This is a genomic window from Nocardia sp. NPDC051832, from assembly GCF_040681285.1.
Lineage (GTDB): Bacteria > Actinomycetota > Actinomycetes > Mycobacteriales > Mycobacteriaceae > Nocardia.
Genome location: NZ_JBFAYL010000003.1, coordinates 1361106 through 1375791, shown reverse-complemented (window position 1 = coordinate 1375791; position 14686 = coordinate 1361106). Strand labels below are relative to the sequence as shown.

The following is a 14686-nucleotide window of genomic DNA, read 5'->3' as shown; positions in this document are numbered from 1 at the left end:
TCGGGTCAACGTCACAACTCGATCAGACCATCACCCGGCGCCCGGGCCGGGCGCGGGGCCTGCTCGTCGAGCGGGTAGCCGATGGCGATGGAGCCCAAGGGCATCCAGTCGGCTGCCAGGCCGAGCACCTCGCGGGTGACCTCCGGCGCGAAGATGGTCGACCCGATCCAGCAGCTGCCGATGCCCTCGGTCGCCAGCGCCACCAGCAGCCCCTGCACCGCGGCGCCGACCGCGACGGTGAACATGGTCTGCTCGGCGGCGCGGCGGGTTTCGTCGGGATAGTCGTGCGCGCCGTCGGGGACGCAGAACGGGATGATCACCTCGGGGGCGTCGAAAAGAATGCGACCCCGGGCAACCCGGCGCTCCACGCTTTCCGGCGAGCGTCCGTCGCCGCTGAGATCGGCGCGCCACTTATCGGCCATTGCCTCGAGCAGCGCGGCCCGGCGAGCCGGATCGCGCAGCCAGACGAAGCGCACCGGCCGGGTGTGATGCGGCGCGGGCGCGGTCAGCGCCACACCGACCGCGGCCCGGATGCGTTCCGGGTCGACCGGGGTCGCGGCGAACTGCCGGACCGAGCGACGCAGCAGGATCGCCTCGCGCCGGCCCTGCTCGATCGCCTCGGCGGTGCCGAGCCAGAACAGATCGTCGGTGCCCCCGCGCTGCAGATCCCGCGCGCTGGACCCGTCGTCGGTGACCGGCAGCCCGCGCACCACCGCGACCGGCAGCCCGCCGAGTTTGCCCTTGACCAGATCCGCGGCCGCGGCGAGCTCGTCGGCCAGCGCGATCTGGGTGACCTGTAACTCGTTGCCCTGGGCGTCGACCGCGCCCGCGTAGTCGTGCAGCACCCGCAGGCCGGCCGCGCCGATGGCGGCGTCGGTCTGGCCGTTGCGCCAGGCCCGGCCCATGGTGTCGGTAATGACGACGGCGACGGTCACACCGAGCTTTTCGGCCAGCGCGGTGCGCAACGCCTTGGCGCTGGCATCGGGATCGGCGGGCAGCAGCACCAATTCGCCCTGCTCCACATTGGAGCCGTCGACGCCGGAGGCCGCCTGCACGATGCCGAGCTTGTTCTCGGTGATCAGGGTGCGGCCCTTGCGCGCGAGCACCCGCACCGCTTCCTGATCGACCAGCGCCCGGCGCGCGGTGTCGCGTTCCTCGGGATCCAGCGGCGCGGCGACAATGCGGCCCTCGGCCTTGGCCACGATCTTGCTGGTGACCACGAGGATGTCGCCGTCGGCCAGCCACGGCGCGCAGGCGGCGATGTGCGCGGCCAGGTCGTCGCCGGGCCGGAACTCGGGCAGCCCGGTGATCGGCAGAATCGTCAGTTCGGTCGCGGCGTGATCGACGATCGGGGTCACCACTTCACCTCGGCCAAATCCAGTGCCTCCCGGACGATTTCAGCGGTTGTCGGCGGATCGGTCATGAGCAGCGGTACGCTGCGCACCTCGACGCCGGGTACGTCGGCGGTGTCGGTGGTGTGGATCAGCCAGCCGTCCAGGATGCCGGTGGCCGAGCGGGCGCCGTAGTGGCGGCCGATCGCCTCGGCGGTGGTGTCCACGCCGATCACCGACAGGCACTCGTCGGCCATGCCGCGCAGCGGCTTGCCGTCGATCACCCCGGACACCCCGATCACCTTGGCCTCGGTGGTGCGCAACGCGCCCCGGATCCCGGGCACGGCGAGGATGGAACCGATGCTGACGACCGGGTTGGAAGGTGCCAAAAGGACCGCATCCGCCCCGGCTATGATCTCCGTCACATTCGGGGCCGGTTTTGCTTCGTCTGCCCCGATTGTGGCAAATCCGTGCGTTTCCAGGTTGGCGCGATAGCGCACCCACCACTCCTGGAAATGGATCGCGCGGCGTTCGCCAGGGTTCTCCGGATCGCTCACAACCACATGTGTTTCACATCGATCGTCGGTTGCCGGGATGAGTTTGACACCGGGCTGCCAGCGATTGCAGAGCGCTTCGGTGACCGCCGAAAGCGGGTATCCGGCACGCAGCATTTCCGTGCGAATCAAGTGCGTGGCGATATCGCGATCGCCCAGACCGAACCAATCCGGCTGCGCGTTGTATTTCGCCAGCTCCTCCTTGGCATGCCAGGTTTCACCCACCCGGCCCCAGCCGCGCTCCGTATCAATGCCCGCACCCAGGGTGTACATGCAGGTATCGAGGTCGGGGCAGATGCGGAGACCGTGCATCCAGACGTCGTCGCCGACGTTGACGATCGCCGAAACATCGGCTTCGGGCAGCAGTTCCCGGACGCCCTGCAGGAAGCGCGCGCCACCTACCCCGCCGACCAGGACGGCGATCTTGGGCGCGCGCACCGCGGCGCCGTCCGCTAGTTGTGCAGTCACATCGACACAGCCTAGGCGTAACCGACGCGCCCGACCGCAACAACGTATTTGCTCGCCATTTGCTATGGCGTACACCAAGATCAGGACGGAAAACGGCGACGGATAGTAACGGAATAGCGTCGGCGGCTTGACCATCGACACGTCCGGCGTGTCTAATCACAGTCATGTCATTCCGGGTTCGCGCGAGACCTCAAGGCGCGGACGGCTTTTCGAACGCATGTTCGTACTGGGGTGACGAGCTCGGGGATGTCCGCGGGACAACGTCGCGGGGTAGTGCCGTCGGTGTGCGTGTTGGTCCGACGGAAAGAATCATTCTGCGCTAACACACAGTGAGGAGGCGGAGCGATGGCCGACGATATGGTCTCGCCAACCGATTCCACAGCAGGCGCAGCACGTGGCGTCTGCGCAGACATCGGGTCGGAGATCGAGGCAGGTGACGATGTCTCGCAACACCCCGAGGTCGCCCCGGCACCCCGGTTGAGCCTGATCGTCACGGGCTTCGACGAGATGTTCGAAACCATCGAAGAACAGTGGCAAGAGCGTGCCCTGTGCGCGCAGACCGATCCGGAGGCGTTCTTCCCCGAGAAGGGCGGCTCGACCCGCGAGGCGAAACGGATCTGCATGGGCTGCGAGGTTCGTGACGAGTGCCTGGAGTACGCACTCGCCCACGACGAACGCTTCGGTATCTGGGGCGGTCTCTCCGAACGGGAGCGCCGCCGCCTCAAACGCGGCATCGGATAGTCCCCGCGATACCCGTTTCGCCGAGAGCGACAACCCGCGCCGACCTCACCCAGTGAGGTCGGCGCGAGTTTGCCCGGGTACCCCAGTAAGTTTCTCTGCATGGCACGCTCCCGCAACCGACGACCCCCGACCGCCCGGTCGGTGATCCGCCGCGGCCGTGGGGTGCGCGGGCCCATGCTCCCCCCGACCGTGCCGGCCTGGCGTACCCGCGGCCAGCAGTTCGACCGGCTCGTCCTGGAGGCGTTCGCGCCCCTGGACAGTCGCTGGCACGACCGGCTCACCAAACTCGATATCGCCGTCGACGACGTGCCGAAAATCCGTCCGCTACATCCGGATTCGGTCACCTGGCCGGACGAGGTGGTAGCCGACGGACCGGTGCCGCTGTCCCGGCTGATCCCGGCCGGGGTCGATCGGCACGGCGCCGCCACCCGGGCCCGGGTCGTGCTGTTCCGTAAGCCGCTGGAATTACGCGCCGGCGACCCCGACGACCTGGTCGATCTGCTGCGCGAGGTGCTGGTGCAGCAGATCGCCACCTATCTCGGCGTCGACCCCGAGATCATCGATCCGGAATAGCACCGATCGAGTGATCTAGAGCGTGTCTGAGCCCGCGAAAGCGCCAGGGGGGTTACTCTTCTCGGCGTGATCCCCATGCGTCGTTGTTGCCGACCAGGCTGCAAGAACCCGGCCGTCGCGACGCTCACCTATGTGTACTCCGACTCCACGGCCGTCGTCGGCCCCTTGGCCACCGTCGCCGAACCGCACTCTTGGGATCTGTGTGAAACCCACGGGTCCCGGATCACCGCCCCCAAGGGGTGGGAGCTGGTCCGCCACGAAGGCGGATTCTCTTCCAGCACACCGGATGACGACGATCTGACCGCGCTGGCCGAGGCGGTGCGCGAGGCCGGTCTGCGCCGCCGCCCGCCCGAGGCCGAGGTGGACGCTCGCGGCTACCGCGACTACGCCAGTCCCCCGCCCCCGCGGGCCGCCCGTACGGGCCGCCGCGGTCACCTACGTGTCCTGCCGGACCCGCCCGGTTAGATCCACGCCGCTGCGCCCCAGCCAACTCCGTGTCGCTGTGCCCAATGCCGCCCAGCTGAGTTCCGGTGTGCCTGTGCACACTAGGGTGGTGCGCATGACAGTCGCCCGCTCTGCCGAGTCCGTGAACGCGGTCATCAAGGCCTACGACGTCCGCGGTGTTGTCGGAGAACAGATCGACGCGCAATTCGTCGGCGATGTCGGCGCCGCTTTCGCGCGCCTGATGCGCGCCGAGGGCGCTACCCGCGTGGTCATCGGCCACGATATGCGCGAATCCTCCCCCGGCCTGGCCGCGGCCTTCGCCGACGGCGTCCTCGATCAGGGCCTCGACGTGGTGCACATCGGCCTGGCCTCGACCGATCAGCTCTATTTCGCCTCCGGCGACCTGGGCTGCCCCGGCGCGATGTTCACCGCCAGCCACAATCCGGCCAAATACAACGGCATCAAGCTGTGCCGGGCCAACGCGCTGCCGGTCGGCCAGGACACCGGCCTGGCCACCATCGCGGCCGAGGTCACCGAAGGTGTGCCCGGCTACGACGGCGCCCGCGGCACCGCCACCGAGGTCGACCTGCTTGCCGCCTACGCGACCTACCTGCGCAGCCTGGTCGAGCTGGACGGCATCCGTCCGCTCACCATCGCGGTGGACGCCGGCAACGGCATGGGCGGGCACACCGTCCCCGAGGTGCTCGGCACGCTGGCGCAGCTGAAGGTCGTGCCGCTGTACTTCGAGCTGGACGGCTCGTTCCCCAATCACGAGGCCAACCCGCTCGATCCCAAGAATCTGGTCGATCTGCAGGATCTGGTGCGCCAGTCCGGCGCCGACATCGGACTGGCGTTCGACGGCGACGCCGACCGCTGCTTCGTCGTCGACGAGAAGGGCGACCCGGTGTCGCCCTCGGCGATCACGGCCCTGGTCGCCGAGCGGGAGCTGACCAAGGAACCCGGTGCGGTGATCATCCACAACCTGATCACCTCGCACGCGGTGCCCGAGCTGGTCACCAGCCTGGGCGGCACCCCGGTGCGCACCCGCGTCGGGCACTCGTTCATCAAGCAGGAAATGGCCGCCACCGGTGCGGTTTTCGGTGGCGAGCACTCCGCGCACTACTACTTCCGCGACTTCTGGGGCGCCGACTCCGGGATGCTCGCGGCGCTGCACGTGCTGGCCGCGCTCGGGGAATCGGATCGGCCGATCTCCGAGCTCATGGCCTCCTATGAAACGTATGCGGCTTCCGGGGAGATCAACTCCACAGTGGCGGACGCGAAGGAGCGGACGTTGGCTGTGCTGGAAGCTTTCGGAGATCGTGCGAAATCGGTGGACCGGCTCGACGGCGTGACGGTCCAGCTCCCCGAGGACGCCTGGTTCAACTTGCGCGCGTCGAATACCGAACCGTTGCTCAGGCTCAACGTGGAAGCCCGTTCGCCGGAAGAAGTAGACGCACTTGTGACGGAGATTCTGAGCATCGTCCGCTCCTGACTGGAATAGTGGAATCACAGCAGCGCGATGAGGGGAGGTGGGACGCCCGATGATCGCTGGAACACCGGTGCTCGACCTCGACGATGCCGCTTCGCTCGAGGCCGCCGATACCGGCGGGGCCCTGCGCTCGGCCGCTTCCGGCGGCGCACAGGTACGGGCGACCGCGGCAGCCGTCGGTGAGGATGTGCTCGCTCGCCTCACCGGCTTGCGACCCCGCAGCGTGGTGCTGGTCTGCGGCGCCGGCCGGGCCGCGCGCGCCGCGAACCTGTTGATCGCCGCGCTCGGCGATCGCGCCAGTCTGCCCATCGTGTCCGCGGCCACGCTGCCGCCCTGGGTCGGCCCCCTCGACGTGGTGCTGGTCGCCGGTGACGACGCGGGCGATCCGCGCCTGATCGATTCGGTGGACCGGGCCGTGCACCGCGGCGCCGAGGTGATCGTCGCCGCGCCGTTGGAGGGCCCGCTGCGCGCCGCCGCGGCCGGCCGGGCCGCGATCCTGGAGCCGCGGGTCCAGGTGCTCGCGCACAACCGCATGCTGCGCTTCCTGGCCGCCGGCATCGCCGTGCTGCGCCTGGTCGATCCGACCCGCACCGCCAACGCCGTGCCCGACCTCACCGCGCTCGCCGACGTGCTGGACGCCGAGGCGTTGCGCGACGGCCCGCACAGCGATGTCTTCCACAATCCGGCCAAGACCCTCGCCGCGCGGATGCAGCAGCGCGGGATCGTGCTGGCCGGTGATTCCCCCGCCGCGGCCGAACTGGCCGAGCACGGCGCCGAGGTGCTGTTACAGGCCGCGGGCCGGGTGGCTTCCGGGGTGGATCTGGCCGAAGCCGTCGCCGCGCAGCCGCGGATCGCCGCGGCCGCCGGCAGCAGCACCCCCGATTTCGATCCGCTGTTCCACGACGAGGAGCTCGACGGTCCCGCGCCGGTGGAGCGGGTCCGGGTGTTCGTGCTCAGCGCCGACCCGGATCAGTCCGCCGCGCGGCGCCGGATCGCGGTCTTCGGCGGCGGTTCCGGTCTGGTGGACGCCGACCTGGTCAGCGCCGACGTCGACCTGCTACAGGCCACGCTGGCCGATCCGAGCGTCCCGACCGCGGCCAAGATCGACGACCCGGCCGCGGCACAGCCCGGCAGCTCGGGCCACGGCACCGAACTCGAACAACTCGCCGTGCTCGCACTGCGCTTGGAGATGGCCGCGGCCTATCTGCGGCTGGTCGGCGGCGCCTCGGCCGGCGGTGACGACGAGCACTTCGACGGGGGACGCTACTAGTGCACGAACTCGTTGGTGCACTGCGTTCCTACGCCTGGGGTTCGCGCACCGCGCTGGCGCAACTGTGCGGCCGACCGGTCCCGTCGGCGCATCCGGAGGCCGAGCTGTGGTTCGGCGCGCATCCGGCCGATCCGGCCCAGGTGCGGCTCGGGCACGGCACCCGCTCGCTGCTGGACTTCCTGGCCGCCGACCCGGGCCGGGAACTCGGTTCGGCCGCACCGGAATTCGGCGGCAAGCTGCCGTTTCTGCTGAAGATCCTGGCGGCCGAGGAACCGCTGTCGCTCCAGGCGCATCCGAGCATGGAGCAGGCCAAGGCGGGCTGGGAGCGGGAAAACCGCGCGCGGGTGCCGCTGGATTCGCCGATGCGCAACTACCGCGACGACAACCACAAGCCGGAACTGGTGGTAGCGCTGGACCGGTTCGAGGCCCTCGCCGGGTTCCGCGATCCGCGCCGCACCGTCGCGCTGCTGCGCGCGCTCGACGTGCCCGGCCTCATGCCGTACGCGGATCTGCTGGCCGCGCAACCGGATTCGGCCGGCTTGCGGACGCTGTTCACGACCTGGATCACCCTGCCGCAGAACGTGCTCGAATCGCTGCTGCCGGCGGTGCTCGACGGCTGCGTGCGCTACCTGCACGGCCGGGGCGAACGCGCCTTCCTCCCCGAGGTGCAGACCGCGCTGGAACTCGCCGAGGCCTACCCCGGTGACGCCGGGGTGCTCGCCGCGCTGCTGCTGAACCGGCTCACCTTGGAACCCGGGCAGGGCCTGTTCCTGGCGGCCGGAAACCTGCACGCCTACCTGCGCGGGGTCGGCGTGGAGATCATGGCCAACTCCGACAACGTGCTGCGCGGCGGCCTGACCCCGAAGCACGTCGACGTGCCGGAACTGTTGCGGGTCTTGGATTTCGAGCCGATCGACCTGCCGGTGGTGCTGCCGGAGTACGCGCCCGACGGGTCGCTGCGCTACCGCACGCCCGCACCGGAATTCGCGCTGCGCCGCGTCGACCTGCGTACCGGAGCCGAGGTGCCGTTGACGGCCGCCGGACCCGGCATCGTGCTGTGCACGGCCGGCACGGTTCTGCTGCGCCAGGACGGCGCGGAACTGCTGCTCGAACGGGGATCCGCGGCCTGGATATCGGCCTCCGACAAGGAGATTCGCGCCTGCGCGGTCGACGGCGAGGCCCAGGTCTTCTGCGCGTGCGTCGGCGGCGACTCGACGTCGTACTGACGCACCTCGGTCGTTTTTCCCGCGGACAAGCTAAGTTATCCGGGATCGGGTGAGACGAGAGGGGCAATCCAGATATGTCTGCTGGTGGTGGCAAGAAGGCGATTCTCGCCGCGTTGACAGCCAACGCGGGTATCGCGATCGCGAAGTTCATCGGTGCGGCGATCACCGGTTCGGCCTCGATGCTGGCCGAGGCGGTGCACTCGGTGGCCGACACCTCCAACCAGGGTCTGCTGCTGCTCGGACAGCGCAAAGCCGAAAAGGAAGCCGACGAGCTGCACCAGTTCGGCTACGGCCGCAGCCGGTACTTCTACTCCTTCGTGGTCGCCCTGGTGCTGTTCACCATCGGCTCGATCTACGCGATCTACGAGGGCATCCACAAGATTCAGCATCCGGAGCCCCTGTCCACGGCGATCGTCGCGATCGTGATCCTGGTGATCGCCATCGGCCTGGAGACCTACAGCTTCCGGACCGCGATCACGGAATCCCGCCCGTTCAAGGGCAACGCGAGCTGGTGGCGGTTCATCCGCACCTCACGCAGCCCCGAGCTGCCGGTCGTGCTGCTGGAAGACCTGGGCGCGCTGGTCGGCCTGCTGCTGGCGCTCGGCGGCGTCGGCCTGACCATGCTGACCGGCGATCCGATCTGGGACGGCATCGGCACCCTCGGGATCGGTCTGCTGCTCGGTGTCATCGCGATCATCCTGATCATCGAGATGCACAGCCTGCTGATCGGTGAGGGCGCGACCGCCGCCGAGGACAAGCTGATCAAGGAGAACCTGGTCGACGGCGACAAGATCACCAAGCTGATCCACGTCAAGACGCAGTACATCGGCCCGGAGGAAATTCTGGTCGCCGCCAAGGTCGCCATCGCGCCGGGTCTGGAGATCGCCGATATCGCCACGGCCATCGACGCGGCCGAAGCCCGCGTGCGCGGCGCGGTCCCGGCCGCGCGGATGATCTACCTGGAACCGGATCTGTACCGCACCGATCACGTCTAGCCCGCAGGTGTGTCGGCGGCCGGTGCACCCCGGCCGCCGGTAGTTTGGCGGCATGTCAGGCGGCAGCAAGACAGCGATCTTCGCGGCGCTCGGCGCGAACGCCGGGATCACCGTGGCCAAGTTCGCCGGCGCCCTGATCACCGGCTCGTCGTCGATGATGGCCGAGGCGATCCACTCGGTCGCCGACACCGGCAACCAGGCGCTGCTGCTGGTCGGGCAGAAACGCTCCGAACACGAGCCCGACGCGAAGCACCCCTTCGGGTATGGGCGCAACCGCTACTTCTACGCGTTCGTAGTGGCGCTGGTGCTGTTCACCCTCGGCTCGCTCACGGCGATCCACGACGGAATCAACAAGATTCGCGATCCGGAGCACCTGGAGAAGCCGCTCGTCGCGATCGTGATCCTGGTGGTCGCGCTGGGCCTGGAAAGCTTCAGCCTGCGCACCGGCATGCGGGAATCCCGCACGCTCAAGGGCCGCGGCAGCTGGTGGCAGTTCATCCGCGACTCCCGCAATCCCGAACTCCCCGTGGTGCTGCTGGAGGACAGCGGCGCCCTGATCGGCCTGACCTTCGCCTTCGCCGGCGTCGGCTTGACCATGCTGACCGGCAACCCGGTCTGGGACGGCATCGGCACCCTGGCCATCGGCGTGCTGCTCGGCGGTATCGCCGTCATCCTGATCGTGGAAATGAAGAGCCTGCTCATCGGCGAGGGCGCGACCCCGGCGGAGGATTCGGCGATCCGGGCGCACCTGGTCGACGGCCATCGCATCGATCAGGTAATGCGGCTGCGGACCGAATACCTGGCGCCGGACCAGCTCATGGTGGCCGCGAAGATCCGGATGACGCCGTTCCTGGATGTCACCGAGGTGGCGGACGCGATCAACGACGCCGAGGCGCGGGTGCGGATGGCGGTGCCGAACGTCGACGTGATGTATCTGGAACCGGAGATCTATCGGCCGAAACCGCTGGTCTAGCGCACCGGCCGGCCGGGATCCAGCAGCTCCAGCGGATCGGTGCGAATACCGAATTCCCGCCGCAGCACATGCTTCGCCGCGTGCAGCCCGTTCATCCCGTGCACACCCGGCCCGGGCGGCGTCGACGCCGAGCACAGGTACACGCCGGGAATCGCTGTGGCGTAGGGATTCCAGCGGGCGACCGGCCGGAAGGCCGTCTGCCGCACGCTCATCGCCCCCGCCGAGATATCGCCGCCGAAGTAGTTGGCGTTGTGCGCCGGTAGCTCGGCGGCGGTCCACACATGCTTGGCCACGATCAGGTCCGAGAATCCGGGGGCGAAGCGTTCCACCTGCGCGACGACCTGATCGCTGATGTCGCGGGTGGAACCGTTCGGGACGTGCGCGTAGGTGTAGAAGGTGTGCCCGCCCGCCGGAGCGCGGGTGTCGTCGACGACGCTGGGCTGAATGGCCAGCACATACGGGCGTTCGGCGTGCCGGCCCGCGGCTACGGTGCGTTCGGCGGCCATCATCTCCTCGCGTGTACCGCCGAGGTGCAAGGTACCCGCGAGCTCACACCCCGCGGCCCGCCACGGCACCGGACCCGAGAGCGCGAAATCGACTTTGCACGCCGCGCCGCCGTAACGCACCCGGCCGAGCTGATTCGCGTACCGCCGCGGCAGCCGGTCCCCGCCGATGCGCAGCAGCTCCGCGGGCGAGGTGTCCAGGACTACCGCTCGGGTGGAGCCGAATTCGGCGAGCGAGTCGACCCGCTGACCGGTGTAGACCTTGCCGCCGAGCCGTTCGAGCTCGGCGATGAGCGCGTTCGGGATGGCCTGGCTGCCGCCGCGCGGCAGCACCCAGCCGCCCGCGTACGCGAGGGTTCCGAGCAGCAGACCCGCGCCCACCGCGGGCAGTGCGCGCGGCTGCGTAATCGCGTGCGTGGCAACGCCGCTCAGCAACGCGGGCGCGACGTCATCCTGAAAACGCTTGTTCCACAACGGCGACCCCTGTTCCAGCAGCCGCAAGCCGAAGCGCACCGCGGTACCGAGATCGCGGGGCGGGCGGCGCAGATCGGACATCGCGAGATCGACGACGGCCTGCCAATCCCGCACCAGCGGCTCGAACAGGCCGCGCCACGCCGCACCGTCGCGGCCGAGCCCCGCCACGGTTCGATCGAGATCACGCCAGGCCAAACCCGCGCGGCCGCCGTCGAGCGGATGCGCGTAGGACACCTCGGGCGCGAGCAGGTCGACGCCGTGCGCCGGCAGATCGAACGCCCGGAAGAACGGGGAGGCCAGCGCCATGGGATGCGCACCGGCGCAGACATCGTGGTGATATCCGGGCAGCGTGAGCTCGTCGGTGCGGCAGCCGCCGCCGGCGGTGGGCTGGGCCTCGAAGACCTCCACCGAGAGGCCCGCCCGCGCCAGGATCACCGCCGCGGCGAGTCCATTGGGTCCGGATCCGACCACTGCGACATCAGCCATGACTCCACGCTACCGCTGAAAGGCGTCGCGACTACCGGCCGTAATTCAACGCACAGCACCGCCGCCGCGGCGCCCCGGGCCTCCGGCACCGTGGCGGATCCACCGGCCACGCTGAATGTCGCGGAGCCCCTAGGACTTCCGGGCCTTGACCGCCGCGAGCCATTCGTCGACCAGGATGGTCAGACGCTGCTCGCGCAGATCGTCGACCAGGCGGCCGGAGCGATCCAAGGTGGCGATGCCGTGCATCGAGCTCCAGGCGACTTCGGTCCGGGCCGCGAGATCGGCTTCGTCGGTGAAAGGCACGAAGAGTGCCATGATCTCGCCGAAGGCGTCGCGCAAAGGTTGCGGGGCTTCCGGACCGAAGGCGAGGTCGGTCTGCTGGACGAACATCGCGTCGTAGCGCGCCGCGTTGTCCGCGGCGAAGGCCAGGTAGGCGCGGGCCACCTTGCCGAGCGCGTCCTCCGGGGAGCCGGCGGATTCGCGCGCGGCACGCATCGCCTTGGTGAGGTCGATGATTCCCTCGAGCGCGACGGCGGAGACGATGGCCGACTTTCCGGCGAAGTGGCTATACAGCACCGGCTGGCTGTACTCGATGCGTTCGGCGAGTTTGCGTACCGTCACCGCCTCCCAGCCGTCGGATTCGGCGAGTTCGCGGGCGGTGTCGATGATGCGCTGGTGTCGTTCGGCGCGTTCGCGTTCCTTGCGGGTTTGCGGGCTCATGGAAGAAATTCTAGCAGCGCTAGACAAACTAACGAAGCTCGTTTACAGTTGCTCTCGAACCTAGCGCCGCTAGAAAAAAGAGCACCGGGAGAACCGGTGCCGCACAACAGGAGTCATCATGAACGTCTCGCGCATCGCCACCGTCTTCTCCGTCATCGGCGGGCTCTTCATCATCTACGTCGGGGTGAGCTACCTGTTCCTCCCCGAGACCACGGCCAGTGGGTTCGGTCTCCCGGCCTGGCCCCAGGGCGATGCCGCGGGCTTCCTGAACGTCAAGGGCGTGCGCGATATCGGGACCGGCGTGATCATCCTGGCGCTGCTCGCCGCCAAGCAGCGCTACGCGCTGGGGATCACCACCCTGGCGATGGCGCTGATCCCGTTCGGCGACATGCTCACCATCCTGCGCTGGGACGGGTCCACCGCGACTGCCCTCAGCGTGCACGGCCTGACCGCCGTCTTCGTCGCCCTCACCGGCGCGCTGCTGATCTGGGAGCGCCGGATCGCTCCGGTTCCCGTCGCGGCCTGAACGCCGGCACCGATGAATTTCCGGAGGCGCCTCCGTCAATAGGGGTAACGCGACTACGAACCAGGAGAACACCATGGCCGCCACCAAGCCGCACGGACCCGCTTCCTACTTCCCGTCCATCGAGGCGAAGTACGGCCGCACCATCGACGAGTGGAAGGCGGCCATGCGGGAGACCGGACTGAGCTCCTTCAAGGAGCTCGTCGGCTGGCTCAAGACCGAGCACGGGTTCGGGCACGGCCACGCCACCGCCCTCACCCAGCATTACCTGAACCCCGAGAAGTGGGCTTCCTGAACCACATTCGGACACCACGAAGGGCCCGCGGATGCGCGGGCCCTTCGTGGTTTGTGCGCAGAGGGCCGGTAGAGCGGCCGGCCGCCGGCGCCGCCCTGGCGTCCCCGCTTATGGCCGGGACGCCAGGGCCGGATCAAGCCGGTTGGAGGGATTTTTCGGGTTCTCCCGGCTTGGGGGCTGGGGCGTCCTCGACCGGACCGTGGTCGTCGACCATGGTCTGCTCGTCGAACGGGATCTCCTTGTTGAGGACCGCGCGCACGCGTTCCGGGTCGATGGTCTTGGTCCAGGTGCCGATGAGCACGGTGGCGACCGCGTTGCCGGAGAAGTTGGTGACCGCGCGGGCCTCGGACATGAACCGGTCGATGCCGACGATCAAGCCGACGCCGTCGAGCAGTTCCGGCCGATGGCTCTGCAAGCCGCCCGCCAGCGTGGCCAGACCCGCGCCGGTGACGCCCGCCGCGCCCTTGGACGCGACGATCATGAACACCAGCAGGCCGACCTGCTCACCGATGGTCAGCGGTTTGCCCATCGCGTCGGCGATGAAGATCGAGGCCATGGTCAGGTAGATGGCGGTGCCGTCGAGATTGAACGAATACCCGGTCGGCACAACGACACCCACCGTGGTCTTCTCCACGCCGAGGTGTTCCATCTTCGCGATCAGGCGCGGCAGCGCCGACTCCGAGGACGAGGTGCCCACGATCAGCATGTACTCGCGGGCCAGGTAGCGCACCAGCTTGAAGATCGAGACCTTCGAGACCACCCGGATCAGCACGCCGAGCACGCCGAAGACGAACACCAGGCAGGTCAGGTAGAAGGCGAGCATCAGCGTGGCCAGCTGCACCACCGCGGACCAGCCGGTCTTGCCGACGACGGTCGCGATCGCGCCGAACGCGCCGATCGGGGCCAGCCACAGGATCATCACCAGGATCCGGAACACCAGCTTCTGCATGGACGCGATGCCGCGCAGGATCGGCTCACCAGTCTTGCCCATGGCCTGCAACGCGAAACCGACCAGCAGCGCGACGAACAGCGCCTGTAGCACGCTGCCCGAGGTGAGCGAGGAGACCAGCGTCGTCGGGACGATGTTCTGGATGAACTCCCAGGTGCCGCCCGCGGCGTGCGCCTGATCGGCGTACTTGGCGCCCTGGCTGGCGGCGGCCTTGCTGATGTTCATGCCCGTGCCGGGCTCGAGCAGGTTGCCGACCACCAGGCCGATGCCCAGTGCGGCGGTCGACATGACCAGGAAGTAGGCGAAGGCCAGACCGCCGACCTTGCCGACGGTGGCCGCGGCGCGGACCGAGCCGATACCGAGCACGATGGTGCAGAAGATGACGGGCGCGATCATCATCTTGATCAGATTGACGAAGATCTTGCCCAGCGGTTCCAGTGAGACCGCGAAGTCCGGGGCCACTTTGCCGACGATGACGCCCGCGACAACCGCCGCCAGAACGCCCAGATATAGCCAGTGGGTGCGGTCGCGCTTAGGCGCGCTCGTCACCTGTGTAGTTGTGTCGCTCATGGCGAAGATTGCCTTCCGAAGGTACCGGCGTGAACGGGCCTGTGGACCCCTGTGCAAAATGATGACGACACGCGTGACCTGGGTCACGGTTTATTGCATTAC

Annotated in this window: 15 protein-coding genes; 10 read left to right on the top strand and 5 right to left on the bottom strand. The window is 68.7% G+C overall.

The window, feature by feature from the left end:
- Positions 1-11: 11 nt before the first annotated feature.
- Both AB0M14_RS24070 and cofD read right to left on the bottom strand, forming a co-directional pair.
- On the bottom strand, positions 12-1358 hold the full coding sequence (locus AB0M14_RS24070) for a coenzyme F420-0:L-glutamate ligase (protein ID WP_364998504.1): 1347 nt from the start codon (positions 1356-1358) through the stop codon (positions 12-14).
- Positions 1355-2323: a 2-phospho-L-lactate transferase gene (gene cofD, locus AB0M14_RS24065; RefSeq protein WP_364999045.1), complete on the bottom strand. Its 969-nt coding sequence runs from the start codon at positions 2321-2323 to the stop codon at positions 1355-1357. The genes AB0M14_RS24070 and cofD overlap by 4 nt, the downstream gene beginning before the upstream one ends.
- Positions 2324-2860: 537 nt before the next feature.
- Here cofD and AB0M14_RS24060 point away from each other — a divergent pair.
- From AB0M14_RS24060 to AB0M14_RS24025, 8 genes are all read left to right on the top strand, one after another.
- Positions 2861-3094, top strand: coding sequence for a WhiB family transcriptional regulator (locus AB0M14_RS24060; protein WP_194815746.1), 234 nt, complete (start codon positions 2861-2863; stop codon positions 3092-3094).
- Positions 3095-3193: 99 nt separating this feature from the next.
- A complete protein-coding gene (locus AB0M14_RS24055; RefSeq protein WP_356975950.1) occupies positions 3194-3667 on the top strand; it encodes a metallopeptidase family protein in 474 nt (157 codons plus the stop codon).
- A gap of 66 nt (positions 3668-3733) precedes the next feature.
- Positions 3734-4132 carry a DUF3499 domain-containing protein gene (locus tag AB0M14_RS24050; protein ID WP_364998502.1) on the top strand — a complete coding sequence of 133 codons (399 nt, stop codon included), beginning with the start codon at positions 3734-3736 and terminating at the stop codon, positions 4130-4132.
- A gap of 94 nt (positions 4133-4226) precedes the next feature.
- On the top strand, positions 4227-5603 hold the full coding sequence (locus tag AB0M14_RS24045) for a phosphomannomutase/phosphoglucomutase (RefSeq protein WP_364998500.1): 1377 nt from the start codon (positions 4227-4229) through the stop codon (positions 5601-5603).
- Positions 5604-5652: 49 nt separating this feature from the next.
- Entirely contained in the window at positions 5653-6870 is a 1218-nt protein-coding gene (locus tag AB0M14_RS24040) for a tobH protein (RefSeq protein WP_364998498.1), read from the top strand.
- Positions 6870-8096, top strand: a complete 1227-nt coding sequence (gene manA, locus AB0M14_RS24035; RefSeq protein ID WP_364998496.1) for a mannose-6-phosphate isomerase, class I — start codon at positions 6870-6872, stop codon at positions 8094-8096. The genes AB0M14_RS24040 and manA overlap by 1 nt, the downstream gene beginning before the upstream one ends.
- Before the next feature lie 74 nt (positions 8097-8170).
- The gene (locus AB0M14_RS24030) at positions 8171-9091 is read left to right on the top strand and encodes a cation diffusion facilitator family transporter (RefSeq protein WP_364998494.1); all 921 of its coding nucleotides are present in this window, start codon (positions 8171-8173) and stop codon (positions 9089-9091) included.
- A 52-nt stretch (positions 9092-9143) separates the two neighbouring features.
- Positions 9144-10064, top strand: a complete 921-nt coding sequence (locus tag AB0M14_RS24025; RefSeq protein ID WP_364998491.1) for a cation diffusion facilitator family transporter — start codon at positions 9144-9146, stop codon at positions 10062-10064.
- Here the strand turns inward: AB0M14_RS24025 and AB0M14_RS24020 are convergent.
- Positions 10061-11527: an NAD(P)/FAD-dependent oxidoreductase gene (locus tag AB0M14_RS24020; RefSeq protein WP_364998489.1), complete on the bottom strand. Its 1467-nt coding sequence runs from the start codon at positions 11525-11527 to the stop codon at positions 10061-10063. The genes AB0M14_RS24025 and AB0M14_RS24020 overlap by 4 nt on opposite strands.
- Before the next feature lie 129 nt (positions 11528-11656).
- Positions 11657-12247 (bottom strand): TetR/AcrR family transcriptional regulator, encoded by a 591-nt coding sequence (locus tag AB0M14_RS24015; protein ID WP_364998487.1) that lies wholly within the window; start codon positions 12245-12247, stop codon positions 11657-11659.
- Between the two features lie 118 nt (positions 12248-12365).
- On the opposite strand from AB0M14_RS24015, the gene AB0M14_RS24010 reads away from it, so the two are divergent.
- Together AB0M14_RS24010 and AB0M14_RS24005 are read left to right on the top strand one after the other, a co-directional pair.
- Positions 12366-12773, top strand: coding sequence for a DUF4267 domain-containing protein (locus tag AB0M14_RS24010; RefSeq protein ID WP_364998485.1), 408 nt, complete (start codon positions 12366-12368; stop codon positions 12771-12773).
- A gap of 73 nt (positions 12774-12846) precedes the next feature.
- Positions 12847-13065: a DUF4287 domain-containing protein gene (locus AB0M14_RS24005; RefSeq protein ID WP_364998483.1), complete on the top strand. Its 219-nt coding sequence runs from the start codon at positions 12847-12849 to the stop codon at positions 13063-13065.
- Between the two features lie 133 nt (positions 13066-13198).
- Here the strand turns inward: AB0M14_RS24005 and AB0M14_RS24000 are convergent, their stop codons facing one another.
- Complete coding sequence (locus AB0M14_RS24000) at positions 13199-14584, bottom strand: cation:dicarboxylase symporter family transporter (protein WP_364998481.1); 1386 nt, start codon at positions 14582-14584, stop codon at positions 13199-13201.
- Positions 14585-14686 lie beyond the last annotated feature (102 nt).

Coding starts and splice junctions, on each gene's coding strand:
- AB0M14_RS24060 (WP_194815746.1), top strand. CDS start 2,861: ATGTTCGAAACCATCGAAGAACAGTGGCAAGAGCGTGCCCTGTGCGCG.
- AB0M14_RS24055 (WP_356975950.1), top strand. CDS start 3,194: ATGGCACGCTCCCGCAACCGACGACCCCCGACCGCCCGGTCGGTGATC.
- AB0M14_RS24045 (WP_364998500.1), top strand. CDS start 4,227: ATGACAGTCGCCCGCTCTGCCGAGTCCGTGAACGCGGTCATCAAGGCC.
- AB0M14_RS24040 (WP_364998498.1), top strand. CDS start 5,653: ATGATCGCTGGAACACCGGTGCTCGACCTCGACGATGCCGCTTCGCTC.
- AB0M14_RS24030 (WP_364998494.1), top strand. CDS start 8,171: ATGTCTGCTGGTGGTGGCAAGAAGGCGATTCTCGCCGCGTTGACAGCC.
- AB0M14_RS24025 (WP_364998491.1), top strand. CDS start 9,144: ATGTCAGGCGGCAGCAAGACAGCGATCTTCGCGGCGCTCGGCGCGAAC.
- AB0M14_RS24020 (WP_364998489.1), bottom strand. CDS start 11,527: ATGGCTGATGTCGCAGTGGTCGGATCCGGACCCAATGGACTCGCCGCG.
- AB0M14_RS24015 (WP_364998487.1), bottom strand. CDS start 12,247: ATGAGCCCGCAAACCCGCAAGGAACGCGAACGCGCCGAACGACACCAG.
- AB0M14_RS24010 (WP_364998485.1), top strand. CDS start 12,366: ATGAACGTCTCGCGCATCGCCACCGTCTTCTCCGTCATCGGCGGGCTC.
- AB0M14_RS24005 (WP_364998483.1), top strand. CDS start 12,847: ATGGCCGCCACCAAGCCGCACGGACCCGCTTCCTACTTCCCGTCCATC.
- AB0M14_RS24000 (WP_364998481.1), bottom strand. CDS start 14,584: ATGAGCGACACAACTACACAGGTGACGAGCGCGCCTAAGCGCGACCGC.